Annotated in this window: 30 protein-coding genes and 1 pseudogene; 14 read left to right on the plus strand and 17 right to left on the minus strand. The window is 72.1% G+C overall.

Annotated elements, in window-relative coordinates; genetic code table 11:
- Positions 1–137 precede the first annotated feature (137 nt).
- Positions 138–971, plus strand: a complete 834-nt coding sequence (locus AB0J68_RS04160) for an NUDIX hydrolase (RefSeq protein WP_363936042.1) — start codon at positions 138–140, stop codon at positions 969–971.
- Between the two features lie 52 nt (positions 972–1023).
- Here the strand turns inward: AB0J68_RS04160 and AB0J68_RS04165 are convergent, their stop codons facing one another.
- The 10 genes from AB0J68_RS04165 to AB0J68_RS04210 all read right to left on the minus strand — a co-directional run bounded on the left by AB0J68_RS04165 (position 1024) and on the right by AB0J68_RS04210 (position 11675).
- A complete protein-coding gene (locus AB0J68_RS04165) occupies positions 1024–2553 on the minus strand; it encodes a tannase/feruloyl esterase family alpha/beta hydrolase (protein ID WP_363936045.1) in 1530 nt (509 codons plus the stop codon).
- A 74-nt stretch (positions 2554–2627) separates the two neighbouring features.
- A complete protein-coding gene (locus AB0J68_RS04170) occupies positions 2628–3305 on the minus strand; it encodes a response regulator transcription factor (RefSeq protein WP_354861648.1) in 678 nt (225 codons plus the stop codon).
- Entirely contained in the window at positions 3302–4405 is a 1104-nt protein-coding gene (locus tag AB0J68_RS04175) for a sensor histidine kinase (protein ID WP_354861650.1), read from the minus strand. Before AB0J68_RS04175 ends, AB0J68_RS04170 begins: the two co-directional genes overlap by 4 nt.
- A gap of 105 nt (positions 4406–4510) precedes the next feature.
- On the minus strand, positions 4511–5287 hold the full coding sequence (pstB, locus tag AB0J68_RS04180; protein ID WP_354861658.1) for a phosphate ABC transporter ATP-binding protein PstB: 777 nt from the start codon (positions 5285–5287) through the stop codon (positions 4511–4513).
- Positions 5288–5304: 17 nt separating this feature from the next.
- Positions 5305–6393, minus strand: a complete 1089-nt coding sequence (gene pstA / locus AB0J68_RS04185; protein WP_354861651.1) for a phosphate ABC transporter permease PstA — start codon at positions 6391–6393, stop codon at positions 5305–5307.
- Positions 6390–7484 carry a phosphate ABC transporter permease subunit PstC gene (pstC, locus tag AB0J68_RS04190; protein ID WP_354861653.1) on the minus strand — a complete coding sequence of 365 codons (1095 nt, stop codon included), beginning with the start codon at positions 7482–7484 and terminating at the stop codon, positions 6390–6392. Before pstC ends, pstA begins: the two co-directional genes overlap by 4 nt.
- A gap of 39 nt (positions 7485–7523) precedes the next feature.
- Positions 7524–8630 (minus strand): phosphate ABC transporter substrate-binding protein PstS, encoded by a 1107-nt coding sequence (gene pstS / locus AB0J68_RS04195; protein ID WP_354861655.1) that lies wholly within the window; start codon positions 8628–8630, stop codon positions 7524–7526.
- 291 nt (positions 8631–8921) lie between these two features.
- Complete coding sequence (mshD, locus tag AB0J68_RS04200) at positions 8922–9848, minus strand: mycothiol synthase (RefSeq protein WP_355064467.1); 927 nt, start codon at positions 9846–9848, stop codon at positions 8922–8924.
- 63 nt (positions 9849–9911) lie between these two features.
- Positions 9912–10766 (minus strand): polysaccharide deacetylase family protein, encoded by an 855-nt coding sequence (locus tag AB0J68_RS04205; protein WP_354859851.1) that lies wholly within the window; start codon positions 10764–10766, stop codon positions 9912–9914.
- Positions 10767–10955: 189 nt separating this feature from the next.
- Positions 10956–11675 carry a response regulator transcription factor gene (locus AB0J68_RS04210; RefSeq protein WP_179781168.1) on the minus strand — a complete coding sequence of 240 codons (720 nt, stop codon included), beginning with the start codon at positions 11673–11675 and terminating at the stop codon, positions 10956–10958.
- Positions 11676–11916: 241 nt separating this feature from the next.
- On the opposite strand from AB0J68_RS04210, the gene AB0J68_RS04215 reads away from it, so the two are divergent.
- From AB0J68_RS04215 to AB0J68_RS04235, 5 genes are all read left to right on the plus strand, one after another.
- Complete coding sequence (locus tag AB0J68_RS04215; protein WP_354859849.1) at positions 11917–12972, plus strand: hypothetical protein; 1056 nt, start codon at positions 11917–11919, stop codon at positions 12970–12972.
- A 105-nt stretch (positions 12973–13077) separates the two neighbouring features.
- Positions 13078–13866, plus strand: a complete 789-nt coding sequence (locus AB0J68_RS04220; RefSeq protein ID WP_363936049.1) for a DUF2993 domain-containing protein — start codon at positions 13078–13080, stop codon at positions 13864–13866.
- Positions 13867–13982: 116 nt separating this feature from the next.
- Positions 13983–14060 (plus strand): Ms5788A family Cys-rich leader peptide, encoded by a 78-nt coding sequence (locus tag AB0J68_RS04225; protein ID WP_310503780.1) that lies wholly within the window; start codon positions 13983–13985, stop codon positions 14058–14060.
- A gap of 209 nt (positions 14061–14269) precedes the next feature.
- Positions 14270–15118, plus strand: a complete 849-nt coding sequence (locus AB0J68_RS04230) for a sulfurtransferase (RefSeq protein ID WP_354859843.1) — start codon at positions 14270–14272, stop codon at positions 15116–15118.
- A gap of 6 nt (positions 15119–15124) precedes the next feature.
- Complete coding sequence (locus AB0J68_RS04235) at positions 15125–15445, plus strand: DUF1416 domain-containing protein (RefSeq protein WP_354859840.1); 321 nt, start codon at positions 15125–15127, stop codon at positions 15443–15445.
- 67 nt (positions 15446–15512) lie between these two features.
- On the opposite strand, the gene AB0J68_RS04240 is transcribed toward AB0J68_RS04235, so the two are convergent.
- The 3 genes and pseudogenes from AB0J68_RS04240 to AB0J68_RS04250 all read right to left on the minus strand — a co-directional run.
- Positions 15513–15968: a hypothetical protein gene (locus tag AB0J68_RS04240; RefSeq protein WP_363936052.1), complete on the minus strand. Its 456-nt coding sequence runs from the start codon at positions 15966–15968 to the stop codon at positions 15513–15515.
- Positions 15969–16235: 267 nt separating this feature from the next.
- A complete protein-coding gene (locus tag AB0J68_RS04245) occupies positions 16236–16421 on the minus strand; it encodes a hypothetical protein (RefSeq protein WP_363936054.1) in 186 nt (61 codons plus the stop codon).
- Positions 16422–16664: 243 nt separating this feature from the next.
- Positions 16665–16919 (minus strand): annotated as a pseudogene (locus AB0J68_RS04250) (carboxypeptidase-like regulatory domain-containing protein); the annotation flags it as partial.
- Positions 16920–17111: 192 nt separating this feature from the next.
- Between AB0J68_RS04250 and AB0J68_RS04255 the strand changes: the two are divergent.
- Entirely contained in the window at positions 17112–17597 is a 486-nt protein-coding gene (locus AB0J68_RS04255) for a winged helix-turn-helix domain-containing protein (RefSeq protein ID WP_363936061.1), read from the plus strand.
- Between the two features lie 166 nt (positions 17598–17763).
- On the plus strand, positions 17764–18528 hold the full coding sequence (locus AB0J68_RS04260) for a hypothetical protein (protein WP_354859860.1): 765 nt from the start codon (positions 17764–17766) through the stop codon (positions 18526–18528).
- Positions 18529–18547: 19 nt separating this feature from the next.
- On the opposite strand, the gene AB0J68_RS04265 is transcribed toward AB0J68_RS04260, so the two are convergent.
- From AB0J68_RS04265 to AB0J68_RS04275, 3 genes are all read right to left on the minus strand, one after another.
- A complete protein-coding gene (locus tag AB0J68_RS04265; protein WP_354859834.1) occupies positions 18548–20602 on the minus strand; it encodes a glycogen debranching N-terminal domain-containing protein in 2055 nt (684 codons plus the stop codon).
- Entirely contained in the window at positions 20599–20979 is a 381-nt protein-coding gene (locus tag AB0J68_RS04270; protein ID WP_354859832.1) for a hypothetical protein, read from the minus strand. The genes AB0J68_RS04265 and AB0J68_RS04270 overlap by 4 nt, the downstream gene beginning before the upstream one ends.
- Positions 20980–21061: 82 nt before the next feature.
- Positions 21062–21436 (minus strand): DsrE family protein, encoded by a 375-nt coding sequence (locus tag AB0J68_RS04275; protein ID WP_354859829.1) that lies wholly within the window; start codon positions 21434–21436, stop codon positions 21062–21064.
- A 12-nt stretch (positions 21437–21448) separates the two neighbouring features.
- Between AB0J68_RS04275 and mtfM the strand changes: the two genes are divergently transcribed.
- Complete coding sequence (mtfM, locus tag AB0J68_RS04280; protein WP_305076120.1) at positions 21449–21553, plus strand: small membrane protein MtfM; 105 nt, start codon at positions 21449–21451, stop codon at positions 21551–21553.
- 114 nt (positions 21554–21667) lie between these two features.
- The gene (locus AB0J68_RS04285) at positions 21668–22258 is read left to right on the plus strand and encodes an FABP family protein (RefSeq protein ID WP_354859826.1); all 591 of its coding nucleotides are present in this window, start codon (positions 21668–21670) and stop codon (positions 22256–22258) included.
- A gap of 4 nt (positions 22259–22262) precedes the next feature.
- Here AB0J68_RS04285 and AB0J68_RS04290 read toward each other — a convergent pair whose 3' ends face one another.
- Positions 22263–23141 carry an aminotransferase class IV gene (locus tag AB0J68_RS04290; RefSeq protein ID WP_355064473.1) on the minus strand — a complete coding sequence of 293 codons (879 nt, stop codon included), beginning with the start codon at positions 23139–23141 and terminating at the stop codon, positions 22263–22265.
- A gap of 68 nt (positions 23142–23209) precedes the next feature.
- Here AB0J68_RS04290 and AB0J68_RS04295 point away from each other — a divergent pair, with 68 nt between their 5' ends.
- The 4 genes from AB0J68_RS04295 to AB0J68_RS04310 form a co-directional block, all read left to right on the plus strand.
- Positions 23210–23638, plus strand: coding sequence for a Fur family transcriptional regulator (locus AB0J68_RS04295; RefSeq protein WP_355064475.1), 429 nt, complete (start codon positions 23210–23212; stop codon positions 23636–23638).
- Positions 23635–24747: a folate-binding protein gene (locus tag AB0J68_RS04300; RefSeq protein WP_355064477.1), complete on the plus strand. Its 1113-nt coding sequence runs from the start codon at positions 23635–23637 to the stop codon at positions 24745–24747. The genes AB0J68_RS04295 and AB0J68_RS04300 overlap by 4 nt, the downstream gene beginning before the upstream one ends.
- Positions 24748–24770: 23 nt before the next feature.
- On the plus strand, positions 24771–25598 hold the full coding sequence (locus tag AB0J68_RS04305) for a 3-keto-5-aminohexanoate cleavage protein (protein WP_354859816.1): 828 nt from the start codon (positions 24771–24773) through the stop codon (positions 25596–25598).
- A gap of 94 nt (positions 25599–25692) precedes the next feature.
- Positions 25693–26319 (plus strand): asparaginase (locus AB0J68_RS04310; RefSeq protein ID WP_363936059.1); only part of this gene is annotated, 627 nt, incomplete at its 3' end.

Consider the following 26319-nt stretch of genomic DNA (forward strand, 5'->3'; position numbering starts at 1 on the left):
CCACGCAACAGTGAACGGCCATTTCTGTTGCGTGGGTTGAAGCAGAGCGAAGGAGACGCGTGGGTGGTCGGCGGTCGAGCGGAGCCCACCGGCGCACGCCGGCCGGTGGCGGCGGGCCGGGGAACTAGGCTCGCGCCATGACGATCGACAGCGACGGCTTCGCCGCGCCCGCCGCCCTGGTCGAGCACGCCCGCCGGTTCCAGGCCGAGGGCGGTACCCCGGCGACGCCGCGCGTCGCGGCCACCGTGCTGCTGCTGCGCCCGACCGACACCGACTTCGAGGTGTACGTCATCCGCCGCGTCGCCGCGATGACCTTCGGCGGGGTGTACGCCTTCCCCGGCGGCGGGGTGGACCGCTCCGACTCGGCGGCGCACCTCGACTGGGCCGGCCCGGCGCCGGCCGAGTGGGCGGGGCGGCTCGGAGTGGCCCCGGACGCCGCCCAGGCGGTGGTCTGCGCCGCCGCCCGGGAGGTCTTCGAGGAGGCCGGCGTGCTGCTCGCCGGGCCCGATCCGGCGACTGTGGTGGGTGACGTCAGCGGCGACGACTGGGAGGCGGCCCGGCAGGACCTGGAGGGGCGCCGGCTGGGCTTCGCGGCGCTGCTCGCCGACCGTCACCTCACGCTGCGGTCGGATCTGCTGCTGCCGTGGAGCCGCTGGATCACCCCGGAGTTCGAGCCGCGCCGCTTCGACACGTACTTCTTCGTCGCTCTGTTGCCGGCGGGGCAGCGGACCCGCGACGTCTCCGGCGAGGCCGACCACACCCTCTGGATCCGCCCGGCGGACGCGCTGGCCCGCGCCGAGGCGGGCGAGCTGACCATGCTGCCGCCGACCCTGGTCACGCTGGCCCAGGTGGCGGCTGCCGGCGACCTGGCCGGCGTGGCGCGGGCGGCGGCCGACCGGGACGCCGCCACGCCGATCACTCCGCGCCTGGACCTCCCGGCCGACGGCGAGCCCCGCTTCGTGCTCGGCTGACCCCAGCCGGCGGCCCGCCGTATCCCTGCGGGTACGGCGGACCGGCGGCCCGTCAGTAGTGCCCGACGTAGCGGTAGTTGGCGTTGAGGCTGCCCGGGGCGGCGTGCGCCGGTGCCAGCGCGTCGAACGGCGCCACCGTGAGGAAGCGGACGAACTGCTGGTCCGGCTCCGCATTGGGCGCGTAGGTGAGGACGTCGATGTCGCCCGGCGCGACGTCGCGCTCGACCCAGTCCATCAGCGGCTGGAGGAACTCCGGGATGCCGACCTCCGACGGGTGCTCGGTCGGCTCCGGCCCGAACAGGCAGTGGTAGCCGGCGGGAACCATGTACAGCCGCGTGAACGCCTCGCTGCCGCCGCGACGCTGCACCGCCGCGTAGTAGTCGACCGTCGAGAACGGGGGGACGGACGGGTCCGCCCAGCCGTGGTAGAGGATCAGCTTGCCGCCCTGGTCGCGGAACTCGGACAGGTCCGCGTCGGTGGCGTTGTAGATGGCGTCGCCCAGCACGTTCAGCCGCTCGAACATCGCCCGGGTGAACCGCACGTCGTTCAGTTGGAAGTCGGCCGGTGGGCTCTGCGGGTACGCGAGGTACTTCAGGTAGTTGAGCGCGATCCTCCCGGTGTTGCCGTCCACCGGGGAGCCGGAGCGCACCACGAACTCGTCGATCCAGCCCAGCTCCGATCCGTACGGCATGCCTCCGGGGTAGAGCCCGTTCGGGCCCCGGTAGAACGCCACAACGGCCGCCACCTGGGCGGCCGTGAGGCAGTCGGGTCGGTCCGTGCCACGCGGGCAGCGCAGCGACGACGGCTGGAACCCGCACCGCCGCGGGTCCTCGATGACCGCGCCGCACTTCTGCACAACCGCCTCGTGCAGCGCGGGAATCTTCTCCGGGCCGAGGATCTGCCGGCCCGACGCGTCGGTGTTGCGCAGCACCACCCAGGCGTTGAGCAGCGCCAGCGGCGCCAGGTTGTGCACCGGTGCGCCGGCCAGGATGCCGTCGAAGTCGGACGGGAACCGCTGCGCCAGCATCAGCCCCTGCCGGCCGCCGGTCGAGCAGCCGTCGAAGTACCGGTACGTCGGCCCGTGCCCGTAGTACGCGACCATCACCGCGTCCGCCACCCGCCGCAGCCGGTGCTCGGACAACAGCCCGAACTCCAGTCGCGCCCGAGGGTCGGCGCCCCAGGTCGCGGGCTCGCTGGTCTGCGGGTCGCCGGTGTGCCCGGTGTCGTCGGAGGCCAGCACCAGCCTGCCGTCCCGCGCGGCCGCGCACTGGAACCCGAAGAGCGGCAGGGTCAGGTCGGGCACCGTGCCGCACAGCCCGCTACAGCCCTGCTGGACGTACTGCCCCGTCCATCCGGAGACGGGGAGCTTGACGGTGAACCGTGTCTGCGGCCGGATCACCCCCTGCACCATGCAGAATTCCTGGCCCTCGGCGTTGGTGTCGCGTTCCGCCGACGTCACCGACACCTGCGGGATCCGCGCCCCGGCCAACCCCGCGCACCGGTCGGTGGGCGGGTCGGTGGCGGATCCCGGCGTGACGATCAGGGGTACGGCGGTCAGCAGTGCCAGAACAGTTCGGATCATGCTTCCCTCCTCTTTGGAGGGAGATTAGGCAGTTCGGCGGGCCTTTCGGATCGGTCCCGGGACGGGACTCACGGTCATCCCCGGGGCGGAGCGGTGCCCGGCCGGACCAGGCCGCACTCGTAGGCGAGCACTGCCGCCTGCACCCGGTCGCGCAGACCGAGCTTGAGCAGAATCGCCGACAGATGGGTCTTCACGGTGGCCCGGCTGAGGACCAGGCGCTCCGCGATCTCGTCGTTGGAGAGCGCCCGCGCGACCAGCGTGAGCACCTCGATCTCACGCGCGCTGAGCGCGTCGAGCGCCGGCGGGGGAGTGCCGCCGGGTAGTTCGCTGGCGAACCGGTCGAGCAGCCGCCGGGTGACGGTCGGCGCGAGCAGCGCCTCACCGCGCGCCACCACCCGTACCGCCGTAGCCAGCTCGTCGGGGCGGATGTCCTTGAGCAGGAAGCCGCTGGCACCGGCCCGCAGCGCCGCGAACACCGGCTCGTCCAGGTCGAACGTGGTCAGCATGATGATCCTCGCCGCCTGGCCGGCGGCGACCAGCCGGCGGGTCGCCTCGATGCCGTCCAGCCGGGGCATCCGTACGTCCATCAGGATCACGTCCGGTCGCAGGCGCCCGGCCAGCGCCACGGCCTCCAGGCCGTCGCCCGCCTCGCCGACCACCTCGAGGTCCTCGCGGCTCTCGATGATCATCGCGAACCCGGCTCGGACGAGGGCCTGGTCGTCGGCGATCAACACTCGGATGGCCGCCGTCATGCCGAGGTGAGCGGCAGGTCCGCCCGTACCCGAAAGCCGCCACCCGGCACCGGCCCGGCGTCCAGCGTCCCGCCCAGCAGCCGGGCCCGTTCCTGCATCCCCACGATCCCCCGGTGCGCGGAACGGTCGACCCGGCCGCTCGGACGGGCCGGGCCGTCGTCGCGGATCTCCAGCCGTACCGACCGGGGCGAGCACCGCACCGTCACCCGGGCCAGGGTGGCCTGGCTGTGCCGCAGCGTGTTGGTCAGCGACTCCTGCACGATCCGGTACGACGAGAGGTCCACCGCCGCCGGCAACGGTGGCAGGGCCGGTTCCCGGTCCAGCTCGACGGTCAGCCCGGTGGCCCCCAGCGACGCGGCCAACGTGTCCAGTTGCGCCAGACCGGGCTGCGGGGTGGCCGAGCCGGGCTCGGTGTCGGCGCTCATCGTCTGCAACAGCACCCGCAGCTCGGACAGGGTGGAACGGGCCGCCAGATCGATCGAGGTGAGCGCCGCGCGGGCCAGGTCGGGTCGACGGTCGAAGACGTCCTGCGCGGCACCGGCCTGCACGACGATCACCGACACCGTGTGGACCAGCACGTCGTGCAGCTCGCGGGCGATCCGTTCGCGTTCCTGGGTGACGATGCGCCGCTCGGAGTCCTGCCGGCGCAGCGCGCGGGTCCGACCCAGCTCACCGAGGGTCCAGCCGAGCGCCGGGCCGGCGATCGCGAGCAGCACGTTGCGCCAGTCGCCGTACGCCAGCTTCCAGGGAGTCCCGGCCACCAGCAGGCCGAGCACCCACAGCGACCGCGACGGCGGCCTCCGCCGCGCGTACCCGGCGAGCACCGCGGCGACCTGACCGAGCCAGCCGATGGCCGGACTGAGCGACTCGATGCCGATCCCGGCGAGGACGGCCACCGCCATCGCGGCCTCCGGGTGGCGGCGCAGCACCGCGATGGTGCCGGCCTGCACCGCCGCCAGTGCGATGGCGGCGGCGTATCCGAGCACATGGTGTGGCCCGTTCGGCGTGACCAGGATCAGCGCCGCGAGCACGACGAACAGGCCGACGGCGACCCGCTGGTCGGGCCGGCATCCGCGCAGGAGCCTGCCGGGTGAACGCACCCGGTGATCGTAGGCAGCTCACGGATCGACGGTCATCGGCCGCGGGAACGACGAAGCGGTCCGTCCGGAGACGGACCGCCTGCGTCGCGGAGGGAAGGGGGAAGCTCAGCCGAAGCGGCCGGTGATGTAGTCCTCGGTCTTCTTGACGCTCGGGTTGCTGAAGATCTTCTGGGTGTTGTCGTACTCGATGAGACGGCCCGGGTCGCCGGTCTTCTCGATGGAGAAGAAGGCGGTCCGGTCCGACACACGGGCGGCCTGCTGCATGTTGTGCGTCACGATGATGATCGTGAACTTGTCCTTGAGCTGGAACATCAGGTCCTCGATGGCCAGCGTGGAGATCGGGTCCAGGGCCGAGCAGGGCTCGTCCATCAACACGACCTGCGGCTCGACCGCGATGGTCCGGGCGATGCAGAGCCGCTGCTGCTGACCGCCGGAGAGGCCCGCGCCGGGCTTGCCCAGCCGGTCCTTGACCTCGTCCCACAGGTTCGCCGAGCGCAGCGCCTTCTCGGCCGCCTCGTCCAGGATCGACTTGCGCCGGACGCCGTTGAGCTTCAGCCCGGCCACCACGTTCTCGAAGATGCTCATGGTGGGGAACGGGTTCGGCCGCTGGAAGACCATGCCGATGGTGCGCCGGACCGCGGTGACGTCCACGTCCCGGTCGTAGATGTCCTGGTCGTCGATGGTCAGGCTGCCCTCGACCCGGGCCCCCGGCAGCACCTCGTGCATCCGGTTGATCGACCGCAGGAAGGTCGACTTGCCGCAGCCGGACGGCCCGATGAGAGCGGTGACCGTCTTCGGCTCGACAGTCAGGTTGATGTTCTCGATCGCCTTGAACCCGCCGTAGTAGGCGGTGACGTTCGAGGCGGAGACGCGCTTGGCCATGGTGGTACCTCCGGGGTTCATCGGCTGAGCCTGTTGCGACGGGCCAGCAGTTTCGCCGCGATCGTCAGGATGAGCACGAGGGCGACCAGGGTGAGTGCCGCGGTCCACGCCCGTGCCGGCGCGTACTTCGACGCGTCACCGGCCTGCTGGTAGACGAAGAGGGACAGCGACGACTGGTTGTTCTCGAAGGGGTTGGTGTTGATCGCGGCGCCGCCGCCGGCGACCAGGAGCACCGGAGCGGTCTCGCCGGCCGCGCGGGCGATGGCGAGCATGACGCCGGTGACGATGCCGGGCAGCGCCGTCGGCACCACCACCCGCAGGATGGTCTTCCACTTGGGAATGCCGAGCGCGTACGCGCCCTCGCGCAGTGGCGGCGGGACGAGGCGGAGCATCTCCTCGGTGGACCGGACGATGGTGGGCAGCATGAGCACGCTCAGCGCGAGCGCGGCGGCGAAGCCGGAGAAGCTCGGCCGGCCGTCGTTGAACCACGGCGACACGACCAGCACCCAGAACGCCAGCACGAAGAGGCCGGAGACGATCGACGGGATGCCGGTCATCACGTCCACGAAGAATCGGATCGCGAAGGCGAACTTGCCCCGCCCGTACTCGACGATGTAGATCGCGCAGAGAACGCCGAGCGGGACGGTGATCAGGGTGGCGATCCCGACCTGCTCCAGCGTGCCGACGATCGCGTGGTACGCGCCGCCGTTCGGGTCCCGGGCCCCGATGTTGTTCATCGAGGTCTGGAAGAAGGTGCCGTCCAGCCGCTCGGTGCCCTTGCTCAGCAGCGTCCAGACGACCGAGACGAGCGGCAGCACCGCCAGCACGAACGCGGAGTGGATCAGCGCGCTCCAGGTGCGGTTACGGGCCGACCGGCGGCCCTCGACCGCGTTGGCCGCGACGAAGAGCCCGACCAGGTAGAGGATCGCGCCGAGGACGACGACGAGGACCGGGCCGCCGATGCCGGTGCCGTAGACCAGCGCGGCGGAGAGCGCCAGGGCCGCCACGGCGAGGGCCGGTGCGGCGTACCGGGGCAGCCGCCGGGCCCGCAGCGAGGCCGGTTGGGCCGGCGGGCGGGTGCGGTGGGAGGTGACGGTTGTGGTCATGCGGCCGACTCCGTGAACTCCCGGCGGCGGTAGATGATCGCCCGCGCCGTGATGTTGACGATCAGCGTGATGGTGAACAGCACCAGGCCGGACGCGATGAGCGCGCCACGGCCGGTCTCGTTCGCCTCGCCGAACGCGTTGGCGATGTTGGCGGCGATGGTGTTGCCGCCGTTCTGGATCAGGTTGAACGAGATGCCGAAGGTGATGCCGAGGGTCAGCGCCAGGGCGATGGTCTCGCCGAGCGCCCGACCCAGACCGAGCATCACCGCGGCGATGATGCCGGGGCGACCGTAGGGGAGCACCGCGGTGCGGAGCATCTCCCAGCGGGTGGCGCCCAGCGCGAGGGCGGCCTCCTCGTTCGCGGTCGGCGTCTGGAGGAACACCTCGCGGGAGAGCGAGGTGATGATCGGCAACACCATGATCGCGAGGACCAGGGCACCCAGCATGATCGAGGCGCCGAACGGGCCGTCACCGCCGAAGAGCGGGATCCAGCCGAAGTGCTCGTTCAGCCAGACCGAGAAGTCCCGGACCGGGTTGCTGAAGACGTCCCGCCCCCACAGGCCGAAGACCACGCTCGGCACGGCGGCCAGCAGGTCGACCAGGAAGCCGAGTGCGGTGCCCAGCCGGCGCGGCGCGTAGTGCGAGAGGTAGAGCGCGATGCCCAACGCCACCGGCACCGCGATCAGCAGCGCCAGCGCCGAGCTGAGCACCGTACCGAAGGCGAGCGTGCCGATGCCGAACTTGGGCTGCGGCTCGTTGGGGGACCAGCCCTCGTAGGTCCAGAAGTTCTCGGTGTTGGCGCGCAGGGCCGGCACCGCCTTGGCGATCAGGAAGATCGCGATGGCGGCGATGATGACCAGAACGGCGGTGCCGGCGGCCAGTGTGAGACCGCGGAAGGCCCGCTCGGCGCCGAACTTGCGGCTGCGCGGCAACGCGCCGCCACCGCCGCCCAGCCCGGTGCCGCCCGGGGAACGGGTGCTGACTGGTGCCTCGGCCACACGCGCCGAGGCACCGGCGGGCCACTCGTGACTCTGGGTCACGCGCGTCCCGCCGGTGCCGGCGTCGGCCGAGCGGTGAGGGGTTTCACCCATCTGCTCGCTCGATTCGGTTGCGGAGGTGGTGGGGTCGGGTCAGGAGAGGTTCTTGACCGCGGTCTCGACCTTGGTGCGGACCGTCTCCGGCAGCGGGGCGTAGCCGAGGTCGGTCAGCGAGTTCTGGCCCTCGGCGCTGGCGGCGTAGCCCAGCAGACCCTTGACCAGCTTGAGCTTGTCGGCCGCGAGGCCCTTGCTGCAGACGATCTCGTACGTCGCCAGGACGATCGGGTAGGCCCCGGCCTCCTTGGTGTTGTAGTCGATCGACAGCTTGAGGTCGTCGCCCTGGCCATCGATCTTGGCGCCGGCGATGGTCTTGCCAGCGGCCTCGGCGGTCAGCGCGGCGAACTCGCCGTTGCCGTTGCCGATCTTGGCCATCTTCAGGCCGGCGTTCTCGGCGAACGACCACTCCATGTAGCCGATGGAGCCGTCGGCGCCCTTGACCCGGCTGGCCACGCCGTCCGAGCCCTTGGCGCCGGTGCCGCCCGGGGCCTTCCAGGCCTTGGCGTTGCCCAGCGTCCAGTCCGCCTCGGAGGTCTTCGAGAGGAACTTGGTGAAGTTGTCGGTGGTGCCCGACTCGTCCGAGCGGTGGACGGTCTGAATGGCGGTCGCCGGGAGCTTGGCGTCCGGGTTGTCGGCCTTGATCGCCGCGTCGTCCCACTTGGTGACCTTGCCGGCGAAGATCTTCGCCAGGGTGGCCGGCTTGAGCTGGAGGTTGTCCACGCCGCTGACGTTGTAGGCGACGGCCACCGGGCCGATCACCATCGGCAGGTGGATGGCCTTGCCGCCGGCGCACTTGGCGTCGGCCTGCGGCTGCTCCTCCGGCTTGAGCGCGGAGTCGGAGCCGGCGAAGTCGGCGGTGCCGGCGATGAACGCCTGGATGCCGGCGCCCGAGCCGGAAGCCTCGTAGTTGATCGTGGTGCCAGCGCACTTCTGCTGGTACGCCTTGATCCACTCGGCCATGGCGTTCTTCTGTGCCGACGAGCCCTGGGCGTTGACCGTGCCGGTACCGCAGTCGACCGCGGCGGCGGAGCCCGAGGCGCTGGCGCCGGAAGTGGGCTCGTTGTTGTCCGAGCCGCATGCACTGAGGCCGAGCGTCGCGGCAAGAGCGAGGCAGGCAATAGTGCCGTACCGCTGGAGCTTCACCTGAGGGGTTTCCCTTCGCGTCTGACTTGGTGCCCCGATGCCGGGGCCCGAGGACCGGCACTGACCGGCTGACACGAAAGTTAGAAGTGCCAGGTAGCCGGTTCGCCGGTCACAAGTGAACGCAAGGTGAACACGTACGGCCCCCGAGGTGACCGCTTGCTGAGGGTGAGTTGTCCGTTAAGTGAACTCGGGTACACCTGTCGGAAGTATGGGTATATTTCCGGTTCGGCGTTATCCCGCCGATGCTCGGCCGTTACCCGCCGGTGACTCGGTCGGGGCGGCGTCCGACGGTCAGCCCAGGTGGTAGTTGATGTGTGCGGACCAGCGGGCGAAGCCCAACCGCTCGTAGAGCGCGACCGCCCCGGTGTTCGAGTCGTCCACGAAGAGCATCACCCGGTCGAGCCCCCGCTTGTCCCGCAGGTACGCGAGCCCCGCGGTGGTCAGCGCCCGACCGAGCCCGCCCCCGTGCGCGGTCGGCTCCACGCCGAGCACGTACACCTCGCCGATGCGGGCCGACCCGGGCCGCTCGTGCACCTTCGTCCAGTGGAAGCCGAGCAGCCGGCCGGTCGAGGTCTCCTCGGCGAGCAGGAAGCCGGCCGGGTCGAACCACGGCTCGGCGAGGCGGACCCGCAGGTCGTCCGAGGTCCACCGCCCCTGCTCGGGATGCTCGGCGAAGGCCCGCGCGTTCAGGGCCAGCCAGGCCGCGTCGTCGGCCCCCGGCCGGAACGCACGCAGCGCCACCCCGTCGGGCAGGCGCGGCTCGCCCAGCGGGGCGGCCAACGGCCGGCGTAGTTGCCAGAGCACGCGCGCCCGGGTGAACCCGAGGTCCACGGCGAGCGCCGCCGCCGACGGGTGGTCGCCGTGCGCCCACGCCCGCAGCGGCCCGGTGGCCGAGGCGAGCACGCCCCGGGCCAGCGCCCGGCCGGTGCCCCGCCGCCGGTACGCGGGGTGCACCACCAGCTCCACCCCGATCCCGCCCACCGGGTCGGTGGTGTCCAGGTGGGCGTACCCGGTGAGGGTGCCGTCGTCGGCGCGGGCCAGCAGGTGCACGGCCGGCGCCTCCGGATCGCGCAGGCGGAGCAGGACGTGCTCGTCGAGCGGGTCCGCGCCGTCGGTGTCGCCCGCCGTACGCGCCAGGGCCAGCACGCCGGCGATCTCCGTCGGGGCCAGTCGGTCGGTCCGGGTCACCTGGTCGCTGGTCGGCTCCGCGCTGCTCATTGGGTCACCGTAGCCGCTGCGTCTCGGGCGTCCCGGACTGTCGCCCGAGTAGGGGGTCGTAGCTCACGTCGGGTCGGTGGGCAGTGCCTCCAGCTCGTATCGCGCGCTGAGTTGGGGCAGGATCCGGCGCAGCGCGTCGACCGTGCCCTGCCGGTCGCCGCCGGCATCGTGCATGAGGACCACCGCACCGGGTTCCGCCTGCGCGAGCACGGTCGCGGCGATCTTGCTGGCACCGGGCGCCTGCCAGTCCGACGGGTCCACCGACCAGTGCAGCGGAGTCATGCCGAGCTGCTGCGACACCGACACCACGGGGTACGTCCAGGCGCCGCCGGGTTGGCGGTACCAGACGATCGGGGCGTCCGGGACCGCCGACCGGATCGCCTCGTTGGTGCGTACCAGGTCGGCGCGGATCTGGTCGGCGGATTTGTTGCCGAGGGAGACGTCGTGGTGCCAGGAGTGGTTGCACAGGGTGTGGCCGTCGGCGACGATCGCCTGGATGAGGTCGGGATGATCCTGGGCGTTCTCGCCCACCACGCAGAACGTGGCCTTGACGTCGTACTCGCGCAGGATCGCGAGGACCTGCGGGGTGTAGCGCGGGTCCGGCCCGTCGTCGAAGGTCAGCGCGAGTCGGGCGTTGCCGGTCTCGGTGTGGGCGCCGAACAGCTTGTCGCCGCTGGCGCTCTGCCCCGAGCCGTCCTGGCCGGCCTCGGACGGGCCGGCGCTCTGGCCCGCGGTCGGGATACCGGTCGGGGCGCCGGTCGGGGCGCCGGTCGGGGGCTCTTCGGGAGTCTGGTCGGCGTAGTGCGGCCCGTCGCCCTCGGTGGTGACGCCGGTGGCGTGCCGCTGGGTCTGGTCGGGGACGAGACTGCGGCCCAGCACGTACGCCGAGCCGAGCAGGGCGGCCACCACCGCCGTCACGATCACTGCCGCGCGCGCGGTCGAGCTGACCCGCGTCACGGCTTCCGCCCGGCTGGCCGGACGCGCCGGCCCCTCGCCCCCGTGCTACCTGCCCGCACCGTCGCCCCCTTTTCCGACAAACCCGGCAGTCAGAATAGGACTGGCGAGCCGCGCAAAAGGGGCATATGGGAAATCGCCCCGGGGTGGGGATCAGACGGGCAGCGGCGCGTGCTCCGCCTCGGGCAGGGAGCGCGACGGCGGTACGACGAACTTGTAACCCACCTGGCGGACCGTGCCGATCATCGACTCGTACTCCGAGCCGAGCTTGGCGCGCAGCCGCCGGACGTGCACGTCCACCGTCCGGGTGCCGCCGAAGTAGTCGTAGCCCCAGACCTCGCGCAACAGTTGATCGCGGGTGAACACCCGGCCCGGGTGCTGGGCCAGGAACTTCAGCAGCTCGAACTCCTTGTAGGTGAGGTCGAGCGGGCGACCCTTCAGCTTGGCGGCGTACGTGTCGGGGTCGATGGTCAGCTCGCCGGCCCGGATCGAGCCGCCGGCGCCGGCGGTCGCGTTGCTCAGGCGGCCGACCGCGAGCCGCAGTCGAGCCTCGACCTCGGCGGGACCGGCCGACGCGAGGATGACGTCGTCGACGCCCCAGTCCGCGTTCAGCGCGATCAGACCGGCCTCGGTCACCACCGCGACCAGCGGCACCCCGAGCCCGGTGGCGTGCAGCATCCGGCAGGTCGCTCGGGCCTCGCTCAGCTCCGACCGGGCGTCCACCAGCACCGCGTCGGGGCTGGGCCCGGCAACCAGGGTGCGGACGTCGCGCGGCGCGGTGCGAACCGAGTGTGGCAGCAGGTCGAGCGCCGGCAGCACAGCCGACGGTTCCCCTGCGCGCGCGGTCACCAGCAGCAGGATCTCCACGATCACCTCCGTCCCGGCGGCGCAACGCCGCACGCGACCAGACACACTCGTGGCGGAGTGCGCTGAGAAATAGCGTGGTCCCGGCGTCGCTGACGGGCGGGTAACGCGTTGAGCGTAACCGATCGCCTCGGCCGCGCCTCCGAGTCATTTCCCGTTTGTCTAGCTTGCCCCTGATCGCGGCGCAGGTTTTAACGTTGCGGAAACCCGTGACCGTCGCGCCGGGCAGCCGATCTGGCACGATCGGGGCGTGTTTCCCTCCACCTCGCCCGACGCCGGCCGCGAATCGTGGTCCGACGGTCCCCGCCCGGGTCCGGCCGCTCCGACCCGTGGCCATCCGCCCGCGCCGCGCACCGGACCGGCCGTCGCCGACGGCGAACGCCGTGAACGGGGTGGGCCGCGCCGGGCCCGCCGTGCCGGGGAGCCGGCCCGTCGTGCCGAGGACGAGGTCGACGAGCCGGAGGAGGAGCCCGTCGCTCCGGTGGAGGTGCACCGGCCGCTGGCCCTGACCATCGCCGGCTTCGCCGCGCTGCTCGGGGTGGGTCTGGTGCTCGGCGCGCAGACGTCCGGGCCGGGTCACCGCCTGCCGTTCGCCTTCATCGTCTTCGGCGTCCAGCTGCTGTTCGTGCTCGCCTGGACGATGGCCATGCGCCCACCCGCGCTGCTGCTGGTCGGCGGGATCAGCGCGGCGGTCGCCGCTGCCGCTGACGTCGCCGCCGTCCAGAGCGACGTCGCCGGTCTGGCGCCGCTGGGCTACCTGGCCGTCGGCGGCTTCCTCGCCGCCGTGCTCGGCCAGCTGGTCCGCCGCGTCGACCGGGTCCGGGTCACCGACTCACTCGGCGCCACACTGCTGATCGTGGTCGGGGTCGTGGCCTTCGGCACCCTGATCGTGCTCAGCCGCATCCCGGCCGGCACCCAGGCGATCACGGTCTGCCTGACCGCGAGCGGGGTCGCGCTGACCGTCGCCCGCCTCACCGACGCGGTGCTGCCGTGGCCCCGGCTGGCCCCGCAGGTGCCCCGGGGCGCGGCCGGCGTCGTCGCCGGCGCGATGGTGGGCACGCTGGGCAGCGCTCTCCTCGGCAGCTACCTGGTGGCACCCTTCACGCCGACCCGGGCCGCGGTGATCGGCCTGGTCGCGGCCGTCACCGCCGTCCTGTCCGATCTCGCCGTGGGGTACGCGGAGGCGGGTCGCCTGATGGCGGGCGAACCGCCCACCATGTGGGTCGCCCGGCACATGCAGGGTCCGCTCGGCGGATTCGCCCTGGCCGCACCGGCGGCGTACGCCATGTGCATGCTGTTCCTCTGAGCCTACGGTTGAGGCCGGTGTCGGTCGGGTACCTACGGGTGCGCCGCGCTGCGGCACCGGTTCGGACGTCCCGCCGCATCGCGGCGGGCGGAGACAGGAGGCGGCGTGGCCCAGGAGTATCCGGCTGACGAGGCCCGGCCCCGACGGCGCGGTCGCAAGCTGCTCATCGGCCTGGTCGTCCTGCTCCTGGTGGTGGCGGGTCTGCTGGTGGTCGCCGACCGGGTGGCGGTCGGCGTGGCCGAGCGGCTCATCGCCGAGCGGGTCAGCCAGGAGGTCAGCAAGCAGGGGGCGCAGTCGGCCAAGCCCGACGTCGAGGTCGCCGGGACGCCGTTCCTCACCCAGGTGCTGGACGGGCGGTACGAGCGGATCTCCATCACTCTGCGGGACGTGCAGGCGTCGGTCGAGGGCGACGCCGTACGGCTGCCGGTGCTGGACGTGGACGCCCGCAACGTGCGTGCCTCGCTCGACACGCTGCGGACCGGGCAGGGCGACGTCGTCGCCGACACGGTCAACGGCACCGGCACGATCAGCTACGAGAGCCTTGCCGCGCTGCTGAACCGACCCGGGCTCACCCTCGGCGAGCAGGGCGGCAAGCTCGCCGTCACCGCCCCGGTCGACATCCTCGGCCAGAAGTTCACCGTCAGCGGCACCGCCGACGTCACCGTCGCCAAGAACGGCGCCGTCGCCCTGCGCTTCAGCAAACTGGACGCCGCCGGCCTGCCGAACCTGCCGCTGGCCCGCACGATCCTGAACAGGTACGCCGAGGGCATCTCCGTCGACGTGCCGCTGCCCGACCTGCCGTTCCAGCTCGCGGTCCGGGAGGTCCGGCCGTTGCCCGAAGGGCTGGCGGTCACCGCCGACGCGAAGAACGTACCGATCAACTCCGCCGGCTGAGCGGCGCGTCAATCATTCGGGCCGCTGGGACACCCCATCGGCCCCGCAGCCCTGACGATCCCGGATGGTGGTCGGTCCAGTGGCAGCCCGGTCACTGCCTGGTAGGCTCCGTGCTCATGGGGACCCACCTCACCAAACGGCGCGCGGTCGACCTGTGCCGCGTGGCCACCTGCCTGTGTCGCCCTGTCATCTGACGGCGGGGCTGTTTTTGGCCGCCTGACGGCGGCCACCGGCACGCAGGGTCCTCGACCCTTTCCGGTGATCCCACCGAACGCCCGGCAGCGGCGCCGTCGCACAAACCCGTGATCCCGTCCTTCCGCTGGGTCCCGCGCGCGGTGCGACAGTTCAACCCATCGATATTCGCGCGTTGGCTCACCATCCATCCTCACCAGGGAGTGATTCGATGAGTCGCGACACCGCACTCGTCTCGGTCGAATGGGCCGAGAAGAACCTTGACGCCCCGGGCGTCGTCTTCGTCGAGGTCGACGAGGACACCTCGGCCTACGAGACCAGCCACATCGCCGGCGCCATCAAGATCGACTGGAGGACCGACCTCCAGGACCCGGTCCGCCGGGACTTCGTCAACAAGACCCAGTTCGAGGCGCTGCTGTCCGAGCGGGGCATCAGCAACGACGACACCGTGATCCTGTACGGCGGCAACAACAACTGGTTCGCGGCGTACGCCTACTGGTACTTCAAGCTCTACGGCCACCGCGACGTGAAGCTGCTCGACGGCGGGCGCAAGAAGTGGGAGCTGGACGCCCGTCCGCTGGTCACCGAGACGGCGGCCCGCCCGGCGACCCAGTACGTCGCGCAGGAGCCGGACACCTCCATCCGGGCCTTCCGCGACGAGGTCGTCGCCGCGATCGGCACCAAGAACCTGGTCGACGTGCGCAGCCCCGACGAGTTCGCCGGCCGGCTGCTCGCCCCCGCGCACCTGCCGCAGGAGCAGGCGCAGCGGGCCGGTCACATCCCGACCGCGATCAGCGTCCCGTGGTCCAAGGCGGCCAACGAGGACGGCACCTTCCGGTCCGACGACGAGCTGCGCAGGATCTACGGCGACGCGGGGCTCGACGACGGCAAGGAGACCATCGCGTACTGCCGGATCGGTGAGCGTTCCTCGCACACCTGGTTCGTGCTTCAGGAGCTGCTCGGCCACCGCAACGTGAAGAACTACGACGGTTCCTGGACCGAGTACGGCTCGCTCGTCGGCGTGCCGGTCGCGCTCGGCGATGAGCCCGGGGAGGCCTGATCCGCCATGACTGCTCCCACCGCTGCGGGTTGCGCCGCACCCGACCAGGCCGCGCCGCTGCCGACCAGCCTGGACCTGGAAAAGGAAACCGTCATCACGGGCATCGTCCGCTCGGCGGCGGACGAGGCCGTGCCTGGCGCGTACGTCCGGCTGCTCGACTCGACAGGTGAGTTCACCGCCGAGGTGGTCACCTCGGCGGCCGGCCAGTTCCGGTTCTTCGCCGCGCCCGGTTCCTGGACGCTGCGGGCGCTGTCCCGGCACGGCAACGGCGACGCCGCCGTCACCGCCGGCCGGGGCGTCAACGAGGTCACCGTCACCGTCGCCTGACCCACTGCTCTGATCGACCGGGGCCGGTCACCCTCCGGGGTGGCCGGCCCCGGTCGTCGCGAGGCGGTCAGTAGGCGCACATCCTGCCCTGGTTGTCGGCCGGTACGGAGTCGGGCGGCACGATCTTGTAGCCCAGCTCGTCCAACGCCCGCACTGCGACATTGGGCGCGTCGCGCACCGCCGCGAGTAGTTGGAGCCGGCGCCACTCCTCGCGGCCCTCGTCCACCGCGTTCCGCCATCCATCGACGGTGTCGACGCAGAACTCTTCCACGACGGCCTGGAGGATGTCCTCGACGCAGGGTCGGAAGCGGTGCCCGCCGAGCGGAAAGTGAAACTTCGCGAGCCGTGGCACTTCGTGCCGGCGTTTGCGGGCCTTGGGGCGTCCTCGTGCCCCGTCCTGCATGGCGAAGGCGAACTCATCGCGGTGGCCATGTACGTGCAGGTGGGCGCAGGGCACACCGCTCTGGATGTCTCGAACGTACTCATAGCGAAACAGCGGTGCCTTGTCGCCCTTCGAGGTCACATGGAGCCACGAGGAATCCGTGGCCAAATGCCTGCCGCTCGAATCCATGCAGCAGTTGAACTTGACCAGCAGGTCGAGGCGGTGCCTATTGTCGATGTACAGGCGTCTCCCTCGACGATGCCAACCATGACCCGGCCGCCGTTCCTGCCAGGCATCAACAATGCCGACAGGCTCTTCTCCGTCTTCACCACCCGGTGCAGGCGAGCGGTGATGTCGTCGGCGAAAGCGCTGGCTCTGGCAATGAGATCGGGAGAGACGGAAGGGCCGTCAGTCGTCATCGCCGAGCAGGTAGTCAATGGAGCGGACCATCTCGTAGACGCTGCGCTCGTCGGCTCGAAGATCGAAGTTGCGCCCCAGGTCGTACAGCGTCTCCTTGTTCATGTGGACGCGTTCCAGGAGGCGAGCTCGCCATTCGCGCAGCTCCTGTGGGGTCTTGACGATGGCGGTGCCCATTGCTGGACCTCTCGCCGTCGACGACGTCGCTGTTGGCGTCACCCTACTGCCTCCCTCCGACGGCGCGGACCACATGGTGGTTCCTCGCGTCACTGGTCCACTACCCACCGTTCATCGATGACACTGGCTTTCCGGGTGTGCCGATGTCGGGTAAACGACAGTGCGGGAGCGAGTGTGCGGCCGGGAATCGGCCCGGCGGGTGGCCGGCGGCCAACAGGTCGCCGGCCATCCACGAGTGTCGGGTCAGATGCCGGTGGCTTTCGTGCAGGACGAGGCCGGATCGAGGGTGAAGTCGAGCGTGTCGACGATGCCCGCCTCGATCCGCGTGCGCTGCGTCTGCGGCACCCAGGCGTCCTTGGCGACGATCACCTCGTAGCGGCCCTTTGGCAGCCACCAGACGTACCGGCCCTGGGCGTTCGCGGTCAGGGTGTAGCCGGTCGTCGTACCCACCCGGTTCACCCGGACCGTCGCCGCGACCCCGACGGTGACCCCTGCGCAGCACCCCCACGTCCGCTGACAGTCATGCTCTGGCTGGTTCGGACGGTGCTCAGTGAATAACGCCGGTCAGTGCCTGGTCAGTGACGTGGCGTCATCCCGACCGTGGACGGGGCCCCGAATCGCATCGGCATACGTCACTATCGTCGGGTGGTGGTCGCGGGTGGTGCGGGCGGAGTCGGCGGGCCCGGCGCAGTGGCCCCGATCGTCGTCTGCGTCAGTGCGGACGCCTCGGTGCGCGAGCGGGTGCTGCGGCAGCTCGACGGGATCGGGCCGGTCGTGACCTGCGCCGACCTGGCCCAGCTGCGGGCGATGCTGTTCCCACCGTCGGGCGGTTCGACACCGGCCACCCCGCCGGCCCCGCCGCAGGGGCGGGTCAGCTGGGGTGAGCTGGTCGTCGACCGGGCCGGGCACCTGGTCACCTGGCGCGGCGATCCACTCCCGCTCACCCGTACCGAACGGGAGCTGCTCGCCCGGCTCGTCGGTCCGCCGCTGGTGGTGTGGAGCCACGAGCAGCTCTTCGCCGCGGTCTGGGCCGGCGCGTACCTCGGCGACACGGCGATCCTGCACTCCGCGATCAGGCGGCTCCGGCGCAAGCTGCACGGGCTGCCGGGCGGGCCGCGGGTGCACACCGTGCGCGGGGTCGGCTACCGGCTCGATCCGCCGCCCCGGCCGGCCTGACCCGCGGCCGTCACCCCGGCTGCCGACCGCTGCCTCCGGTACGGCGGACCGCCCGTGACACCATGGCCGGGTGAACGGTGCTGTCCAGACGGGTTGGGCCCCGTCGAGCGATCCCGCCGCGCCGGCACCTGCCCGGCGTGGGCGGCGCTGGCTGCTGGTCGCGACCGTGCTGTGGGCCGTGCTGCTGGCCGGGCTCGCCTGGATGTCGGTCCGCGACGACCCGCCGACGGTGCGCGAACAGCGCTCCCTCGACGAGGCCGCCCCGGTGGTCGACCGGGCGGTCGGTGAGCTGGCCCGCGCCGCCGGGACGGCCGGGCTGCTGGAGCTGGGCCCGGTGCGGGTCAACGCCGGCTGCCGCGTCACCCCGTTCTCCGACGGCGCGGCGCTGCGCCGCGAGGTCGGCGTGCTCGCGCCCGCCGGCACCGAGCGCGCCGTGCTGACCGGCATCGCCGACCGGCTGCCGTCCACCTGGCGGGCCGGAGTCGGCCCCGGCCTGGACGGCCCCGAACTGCACGCCGACGCCGGGGACTTCGTCGCCGTCGAGGGACGACCGACCGGGGACGGCCGGCTCCGGTTGACCGTCGACACCGGCTGCCGGCCGCTGGGCGCCGGCTACGACCCGAAGCCGGCCACCGGCGCCGGCCCGGAGGCCACGGCCCTGACGGCTGCCCTGACCGCGCTCGACCGTCCGGCCGACGCCGCGCCGGACCTGGTCACCGCGCCGTGCCCCGGCGGCGCCGTGGCCCGTACCGCACGGTCCGCCGCCGGGCCCGGCTCGGCCACGGCCGGCGCGCTCGCCCCGCTGGCCGCCGGCACCCCACTGCTGGACAACCCCCCGCTGTACGCGTACCGCACCGGCGACGTCACCGTGCTGGCCGAACTCGGCCCGGACACCGCACTGGTGGCCGCCACCGTCGGCTGCCCCGCCTGAGCCGGACGTCGGGCCCGGGTCAGCCGCCCGTCTGGTGATCCTGCGGGCCTCGGCTGCGACCCAACGCGTCCACGCGGCCCCAGCGGCCGGGAATGTCCAGCAGCTCCACCCGGCCCATGCCCGGTGGCACAGCCGGATCGATGATCAGGTGTTCGCCCTGCGGTTCCAGCCCCAGCATGACCCGCAGCAACAGCAGCGGGGTGCCGCTCGACCAGGCCTGCGGGCTGCACGCGGTCGGGTACTCCACCGGGTAGCCGGTGCGGCTGCGGGCGTAGCCGGCGAACGCCTCCGGCAGCCGCCCGTCGAAGTAGCGGGACGCCGCGAGCATCGAGTCGCAGATCAGCCCGGCCTCCTCCCGGTAGCCGTACCGGCCCAGGCCCCAGGCGATGATCGAGTTGTCGAACGGCCACACGGTGCCCACGTGGTAGCCGATCGGGTTGTACCGACCCTCGCCCTCGGCCAGGGTCCGCACCCCCCAGCCCGAGAAGAGCCGCGGACCGAGCAGGTGGTCGACCACCTTGCGGGCCCGGGACTCGTCCACGATCCCGCTCCACAGCAGGTGCCCGATGTTCGACGTGAGCGCGTCCACCTGCCGGCCGTCGGCGTCCAGGGCGAGCGCGTAGTACTCCCGGTCGGCGATCCAGAAGTCGTGGTTGAACCGCTGCTTGAGCGCCGCCGCCTCCCGCTCCAGCCGGTCGGCGTACGCCGGGTCGTTCCAGACCTTCCGGGCCAGCCGGGCGGTCCGGATCTTCGCGTCGTACGCGTAGCCCTGCAACTCGCAGGTGGCCCGGGGGAAGCCCGGCAGCCGGCCGTCGGCGTACGAGATGGCGTCCCAGGAGTCCTTCCAACACTGGTTCTGCAGCCCGGACTCCGGGTTGCGGGTCCGATACCAGAGGTAGCCGGTGCCGAGCAGGTCGCCGTACGTGTCGATCCACTCCAGGGCCGCCCGGATGTTCGGCTCCAGCCGCTTGACCAGCGCGGTGTCGCCGGTCCAGCGTTCGTACTCGTCGATCAGGATGACGAACAGCGGGGTCGAGTCGGCCGACCCGTAGTACGGCGAGTGGGGCTGCTCCTCGAAGCCGGCGGTCTCGCCGTACCGCAGCTCGTGCAGGATCTTGCCGGGCTCCTCGTCCCGGAAGTCGTCCACCCGGTGCCCCTGGAGACCGGCCAGCATGAAGATGGTCGGGGGGATCAGCTCCGGCAGGAACGGCAGCACCTGCAACGAGGTGATGATGCTGTCCCGACCGAACAGGGTCATGAACCACGGCAGCCCGGCGGCGATCAGCCGTACGCCCAGGGCGATCGACTCGTAGCGCAGCGCGGCCAGGTCGTTGAGGCTGCGCCGGTACGCCCCGGCCAGCGGCTCGCAGTCACAGCCGAGCTTCGGCGCCCGGTCGATCAGCTCCTGCTGCTCGGCGCGGATGGCGTCCCCGCTGCGGCTGCCCGCGTACGGCAGGGTGGCCCGGATGTCCTCGCCCCGGGCCCCGTAGACGACGGTGGAGACGTGCAGCCGGGTGGTCCACTCGCTGTTGCTGTCGATCCGGACCCGGAAGGTCATCCCGGAGTTGTCGACCTGCGCCGGAACCGTGGAGCGGACCACGGTCTCCCGGCGGAACGCCTCCCGCCGGTACGTCAACCGCAGCTCGTTGTCGGTCGCCGCGACCGTCGTCCGGCCCACCTTCTCCCGGGCGTGCTTGATCTCGAACAGGTCGGCGAAGTCGCTGCTCATCTCGATCCGGACGGTGAACTCACCCTCCTCGCCGGAGTGGTTGAGCACGGTCAGCTCCTCGTCGAAGCTGCCCCCGATCTCTCTGCTGCGGATCACCGACCACTTGGCGTCCAGGTAGTGGGTGGGTTCGCCGGGAGCGAGGAAGAACGTCGTCCGGTACGACTGGCTGTCGTCGATCGAGAGTGCGTGCAGCCGCTCGCCGTTGAGGGTGAGCACCCAACTGGACAGGAAACGCGTGTCGAAGGAGAACAACCCGGTCGGGAAGGTGAAGGACGGCTCGATGTCGCCGCGTCGGTCGCTGACCAGGAAGGTGTTGCCGTCCAGGATGCTGACGAGATCGTTCACGTCCGCCGCCCGACTGCCTCCCGGGCTACCTCGCGCGGGTCGCGGGTGCCCGGCGGGTTCGGGAAGAAGCGGCGGAAGGCCAGGAAGAGCACCACGTCACCGCTGAAGGTGCTCTCGTTGCGCAGTACCGCCGCGAGCGCCTGGGCCTCGCCGGTGATCAGCCTGTCGAACAGGGCCGAGCTGCTGAACCAGATGGCGTCGGCCGGACCCCGCTCGCGGCTGGCCTGTACCGCTCCCGGCCGCATCCGGACCAGCCAGTGTTCGGTCCGGTGGCCGGTGCCGAGATCGATCTGCAGGGTCCCCCTGGCCAGGCCGCCCAGGACCGCGGGGGCGCGCGTCGGCAGCGATTCGAAGAACCTCTCCGTCGCCTCGGTCACAGTCGAATCGTAGGCAGCTGTCCGAGATGTCGGGTCGGTATCGGGAGTCCGCCCATACCGTCGCCCCGAGGTGTGCCGGTGGTCAGTAGACCAGCGCCTGCGTGCCCTCGGCCAACGCCTCCTCGACGAAGACCGCGGCGCCCGCGATCCGCACACCGGGCAGTACGTCGTCCGGGCCGATCTCCCGCCGGGCCGCGCACTGGGTGCAGGCGGTCACCCGACCACTGGTCAGGATGACGTGCAGCAGCTCGGCCAGCGGCGCGGAGTGCGGTAGCTCGAACTCCTGGGCGCGGCCGGGCAGCGCGAACCAGGTCGACTCCCCGGTCAGCCAGAGCGACACGTCCACGCCGGCCGCGACCGCCGTGGCGGCGACCGTGAAAGCCTGCGCGCACCGCTCCGGGGCGTCCGCCCCAGCGGTGACCTTGACGACGAGAGAGCGGGCCATGAGGCCCAGCATAGGATGGTCACGATGGTTACCGAGATCGGGTTCGTCAGCCTGCTGGTCGCCGGCCTGGGCGGGCTCGCCGGCGGCCTGGTCTACCTGGCAGTAAAGATTTCGAGGGGACGTTGGTGAGCGCGAGGAGTGAGCCGGGCCTGCGAGCCCCGCAGTCGCGAACGAAGGTGGCACGGTGAGCGCGAGGAGTGAGCCGGGCCTGCGAGCCCCGCAGTCGCGAACGAAGGTGGCACGGTGAGCGACGAGAACCCGCTGCAGCCACCGTGGCTGAACGCGCCGCCGGTCGAGGAGTACCCGTTCGAGGAGAGTCACGACCTGCGGGTCGGCCCGAAGCTGCACCCGGCGCTGGACGGCCTGCTGCCGTACATCGGTCTGTGGCGCGGCCGGGGCAAGGGTGGCTTCCCCACCATCGAGGACTTCGACTACGCGCAGGAGATCCGGATCAGCCACGACGGCCGGCCGTTCCTGCACTACGAGTCGCGCGCCTGGATCCTCGACGAGCAGAGCAGGCCCGTCCGCCCGGCCGGGCGTGAGGTCGGCTGGTGGCGACCGGTGCTGGTGGACGGTCGGGCAACCGACGAGCTGGAGGCCCTGCTCACGACCCCCACCGGGGTGATGGAGCTGCACCTCGGCAAGCGCACCGGCACCCAGGTCGAGTTCGCCACCGACGCGGTGGTCCGGACGGCGACCGCCAAGGAGGTCACCGGCGGGCACCGGCTCTTCGGCATCGTCGAGGGGGCGCTGCTCTACGCCCAGGAGATGGCGGCGATGGGTCACCCACTCAGCGCGCACCTCTCCGCCCGGCTCGTCCGGGTCGGCGGCTGACGCTTCAGCCGACGGGGAAACCCAGCAGCGACTGCAGGGCGGGGGTGCGCGGGCAACGGTCCCGGCGCACCCCGTCCAGCGTGTGGACCTCGGTGAGCCCGCGCACCGACGAGGCGAACCACACCCCGTCGGCGTCGTGCAGCTCGGCCGGGGTGACCATCCGTTCGGCGGCGCTCAGGCCCAGCTCGCCGGCGTGGGCGAGCAGCCAGGCGACGGTCGTGCCGGGCAGGATGCCGGTGGTGGCGGCCGGCACCGTGCGGAGCGTGTCGCCGGTGAGCCACACCACGTTGGCCGTGGGCCCCTCCAGGGCGTACCCGTCGGAGGAGATCCAGAGCACGTCGTCCACCCCGTTGGCGCGGGCCCAGCGGCGGGCGGCGCTGTTGACCGCGTACGAGGTGGACTTGATCCCGGTGGGCAGCCAGGTCAACTCGGCGCGGGCGGTGGCGGGCACCCCGAGCGGCAGGTTCGCGACGCTGATCCCGTCCCGTCGCGCCATCCGCGCCGCCGCCGGCACCTCGCTCAGCGTGGCGTAGACCGTCGGTGCGCCGGCCTGCGGGCCCCGGGTGCAGACCAGCCGCAACGCCCCCTCGACCCGCGCCGGCCAGCCGGCGCACACCGTGTCGAGCAGGTCGGTCAACGCGGCGGCGTCGGGCACGGCCAGCTCGATGGCGGCGGCCGACGCGGCCAGCCGGGCCAGGTGCTCGTCGCGCAGCCACGGCCGGCCCTGGCGCAGGTGCATGCTCTCGAAGAGCCCGTCGCCGTGCAGGACGCCACGGTCGTCGCCGCGTACCACCGGCTCCGTGGCCGGGACCGGGCCCTGCCCGAGCACGGCGATCCGCGCGGTCGGGCCGACCGGAACCTGCCCGGTGAAGGACGTCGCCATGAGGGTCGAGGGTAGCGACGGGCGTCGCACGGCGGAGGTAGCCACGGCCGCCGAACTATGATCGGACGGTGTCCGAATCCTCCCTCGCGGAAATGCTCCGGGCCCGTGGGCTGCGGCTGACGGCCCAGCGGCAGCTCGTCCTCCAGGCGGTGCTCGATCTGGGCCACGCCACACCGGAGCAGGTGCACACCGCCGTCCGGGAGGTCGCCGCCGGCGTCAACATCACCACCATCTACCGCACGCTGGAGCTGCTGGAACGGCTCGGCCTGGTGACCCACACCCACCTCTCGCACGGTTCGCCGACCTACCACGCGGCGGGTGAGCACCAACACGTCCACCTGGTCTGCCGGGAGTGCGGCGCGATCGACGAGATCGATCCGGAGCTGCTCCGCCCGCTCGCCGAGCAGTTGGCCGCGCAGCGGGGTTTCCGGGTGGACATCGGGCACGTGTCACTCTTCGGCGTCTGCGACCGCTGCGAGAACGGGGATCAAACATGATCGACATCGCGGGCGCGGTGGCCGTCGAGAGCATCGACGAGGCCAGCCGTGACCAGCCGGACCCGGCGCACGTCGCGGTCGGGGTGCGGGGGGTGGCCGCGCACTACGGCGATCCGCTGCGCGAGCAGCGCGTCCTGGACACCGAGGTCGGCCTGGTCGACCGGTCACACCGGGGGATCATCGCGGTGCCCGGCGAGGAGCGGGCCGGCTGGCTGCACACGATCACCTCGCAGCACCTGAGCACGCTGGCCGCCGGCGAGGGCACCGAGTTGCTGGTGCTCTCGCCGCACGGGCACGTCGAGCAGCACGCCCTGGTCGCCGAGGACGGCGAGACGACCTGGCTGGACACCGAGCCGGGGGCGACCGACGGTCTGCTGGCGTACCTGGAGAAGATGCGGTTCTTCAGCAGGGTCGACCCCCGCGACGCCACCGCCGAGCGGGCGCTGCTGTCGCTGGTCGGGCCGGCGGCGCCGGAGGCCCTGGGCACGCTCGGCGTGACCGGGCTGGCCGCGCCGGACCTGGTGCCGGTGCCGGGTCCGAAGTTCGCCGCCGGGGCCGTGCCGCCCCGAGCGGGCATCCGGTACGACGTCCGACCGCTGCCGATCGGCGGGTGGGCGCGTCGCGGCCTGCTCGGGGTGGACCTGCTGGTGCCCCGCTCGGCGATGGAGCAGGTGGTCGCCGAGCTACGCGGCGCGGGCGTGCCGGTCGCCGGCCTCTGGGCGTACGAGGCGATCCGGGTCGCCGCCCGGCAGCCCCGGGTCGGGGTGGACACCGATCACCGGACCATCCCGGCCGAGGTGGACCTCATCGGCCCGGCGGTGCACCTGGACAAGGGCTGCTACCGGGGTCAGGAGACGGTGGCCCGCGTACACAACATGGGTCGGCCGCCGCGCCGCCTGGTGCTGCTGCACCTGGACGGGGTGACCACCGACCAGCCGCCGACCGCCGGTACGCCGGTCACCCTCGACGGCCGGGCGGTGGGCTTCGTGGGCACCGCCGTGCTGCACCACGAGCTGGGTCAGGTCGCTCTCGCCGTCCTGAAGCGGAACGTCCCGGACGACGCCGCGCTGATGATCGGCGAGACCGCGGCGGCGATCGACCCGTCCTGACCGGGGCGTCTAGGATCGCCGGCATGACGACAGGGACGTTGATCACGGTGGCCCCGACGGGCGCGGAGTCGGCCAAGGCGGAGGTGCCGGCGCTGCCGGTGACCCTGGACGAGCTGCTGCTCACCGCCAAGGAGTGCGAGGCGCTCGGCGCCGCCGTGATCCACGTTCACATCCGCGACGACGAGGCGCGGCCGACCCTCGACCCGGCCCGGCTGGCCGAGACGGTGGCGGCACTGCGGGAGAGCACCGACCTGATCGTGCAGCTCTCCTCCGGCGGCGCGGTGACCGACCCGGAGGCGTCCCGGCTCGCCGTGCTCGACGCGGGTCCGGACATGGCCTCCTGCACCATGGGCACGGTCAACTTCGGCGACGACGTCTTCCTCAACCGCTGGGAGTTCATCGTCGACCTGCACACCCGGATGCAGGAGCGCGGCATCGTGCCGGAGTACGAGATCTTCGATCTCGGCCACCTGTCCGCGTTGCAGCGGCTGCTCGGCAAGTACGGCCTGCCGGCGGGCGGTCACGTGCACGTCGACTTCGTGATGGGGGTGCCGGGCGGCATGCCGGGCACCACCGAGACGCTTGTCGCCGCCCACCGGATGCTGGCGGATCTGCCCGCGGGCACCACCTTCTCGGCCACTGGCATCGGCCGCAGCACGATCCCGGTCATGCTCGCCTCGCTGTCCACCGGCGGGCACCTGCGGGTCGGCATGGAGGACACGGTGACGTACGCCAAGGGTCGGGCGGTCGAGTCCAACATGCAGTTGGTCGCCCGCGCGGTCGGCTTCGCCCAACTCGCCCAGCGACCGCCGCTGACCACCACCGAGGCCCGCGCGCTGCTCGGGCTGTAAGGCCGGACACCTTCCGCGCCCCTGTCACCCGGGCGGTGGACCACCTGGTCACCCCGCCGACGGACAGCCTCGGCCCCTCGGTACCGTCCAGCACGTGGGAAAGACGTACGAGGGCGGCGTGCCGCTCGCCGAGGTGGTCCGGTCCGGGTTCGTGGAGGGCGCGCACCGCGGCTCGGTGGTGGTGCTGGACGCCGCCGGGGTGCCGCTGGCGACCGCCGGGGACGTGACCGCGCCGATCTTCCCGCGCTCGGCCAGCAAGCCGATGCAGGCGATCGGGATGCTCCGCGCCGGCCTGACGCTTACCGATCCGGCCGACCTGGCGTTGGTCTCGGCGAGCCACGCGGGGGAGGACTTCCACCTGGCCCGGATCGGCGCGCTCCTCGACCGGGCCGGGCTGGACGCCTCGGCGCTGCACTGCCCGCCCGACCTGCCGGTGGGTGCGGCGGCCCGGGAGGCGGTGCTGCGGGCCGGGGGCGGGCCGAGCCGGGTGCAGATGAACTGCTCCGGCAAGCACAGCGGAATGCTGCTGACCTGCGAGGCCGCCGGGTGGCCGCGGGACGGCTACTGGCGGCCGGAGCACCCGTTGCAGCAGGGGTTGCGAGCCGCCATCGAGGAGTTCACCGGCGAGCAGGCGGCGGCGGTGGGGGTGGACGGCTGCGGTGCCCCGGTGCTGGCGGTGTCGCCGACCAGCCGGAGGTACGCCCCGGCCAGGCCGGTCAGC

This window comes from Micromonospora sp. NPDC049580 (assembly GCF_040675595.1).
GTDB lineage: Bacteria > Actinomycetota > Actinomycetes > Mycobacteriales > Micromonosporaceae > Micromonospora.

Coding starts and splice junctions, on each gene's coding strand:
- AB0J68_RS04160 (WP_363936042.1), top strand. CDS start 138: ATGACGATCGACAGCGACGGCTTCGCCGCGCCCGCCGCCCTGGTCGAG.
- AB0J68_RS04165 (WP_363936045.1), bottom strand. CDS start 2,553: ATGATCCGAACTGTTCTGGCACTGCTGACCGCCGTACCCCTGATCGTC.
- AB0J68_RS04170 (WP_354861648.1), bottom strand. CDS start 3,305: ATGACGGCGGCCATCCGAGTGTTGATCGCCGACGACCAGGCCCTCGTC.
- pstB (WP_354861658.1), bottom strand. CDS start 5,287: ATGGCCAAGCGCGTCTCCGCCTCGAACGTCACCGCCTACTACGGCGGG.
- pstA (WP_354861651.1), bottom strand. CDS start 6,393: ATGACCACAACCGTCACCTCCCACCGCACCCGCCCGCCGGCCCAACCG.
- pstC (WP_354861653.1), bottom strand. CDS start 7,484: ATGGGTGAAACCCCTCACCGCTCGGCCGACGCCGGCACCGGCGGGACG.
- mshD (WP_355064467.1), bottom strand. CDS start 9,848: ATGAGCAGCGCGGAGCCGACCAGCGACCAGGTGACCCGGACCGACCGA.
- AB0J68_RS04225 (WP_310503780.1), top strand. CDS start 13,983: ATGGGGACCCACCTCACCAAACGGCGCGCGGTCGACCTGTGCCGCGTG.
- AB0J68_RS04230 (WP_354859843.1), top strand. CDS start 14,270: ATGAGTCGCGACACCGCACTCGTCTCGGTCGAATGGGCCGAGAAGAAC.
- AB0J68_RS04235 (WP_354859840.1), top strand. CDS start 15,125: ATGACTGCTCCCACCGCTGCGGGTTGCGCCGCACCCGACCAGGCCGCG.
- AB0J68_RS04245 (WP_363936054.1), bottom strand. CDS start 16,421: ATGGGCACCGCCATCGTCAAGACCCCACAGGAGCTGCGCGAATGGCGA.
- AB0J68_RS04275 (WP_354859829.1), bottom strand. CDS start 21,436: ATGCTGGGCCTCATGGCCCGCTCTCTCGTCGTCAAGGTCACCGCTGGG.
- mtfM (WP_305076120.1), top strand. CDS start 21,449: ATGGTTACCGAGATCGGGTTCGTCAGCCTGCTGGTCGCCGGCCTGGGC.
- AB0J68_RS04290 (WP_355064473.1), bottom strand. CDS start 23,141: ATGGCGACGTCCTTCACCGGGCAGGTTCCGGTCGGCCCGACCGCGCGG.
- AB0J68_RS04300 (WP_355064477.1), top strand. CDS start 23,635: ATGATCGACATCGCGGGCGCGGTGGCCGTCGAGAGCATCGACGAGGCC.
- AB0J68_RS04305 (WP_354859816.1), top strand. CDS start 24,771: ATGACGACAGGGACGTTGATCACGGTGGCCCCGACGGGCGCGGAGTCG.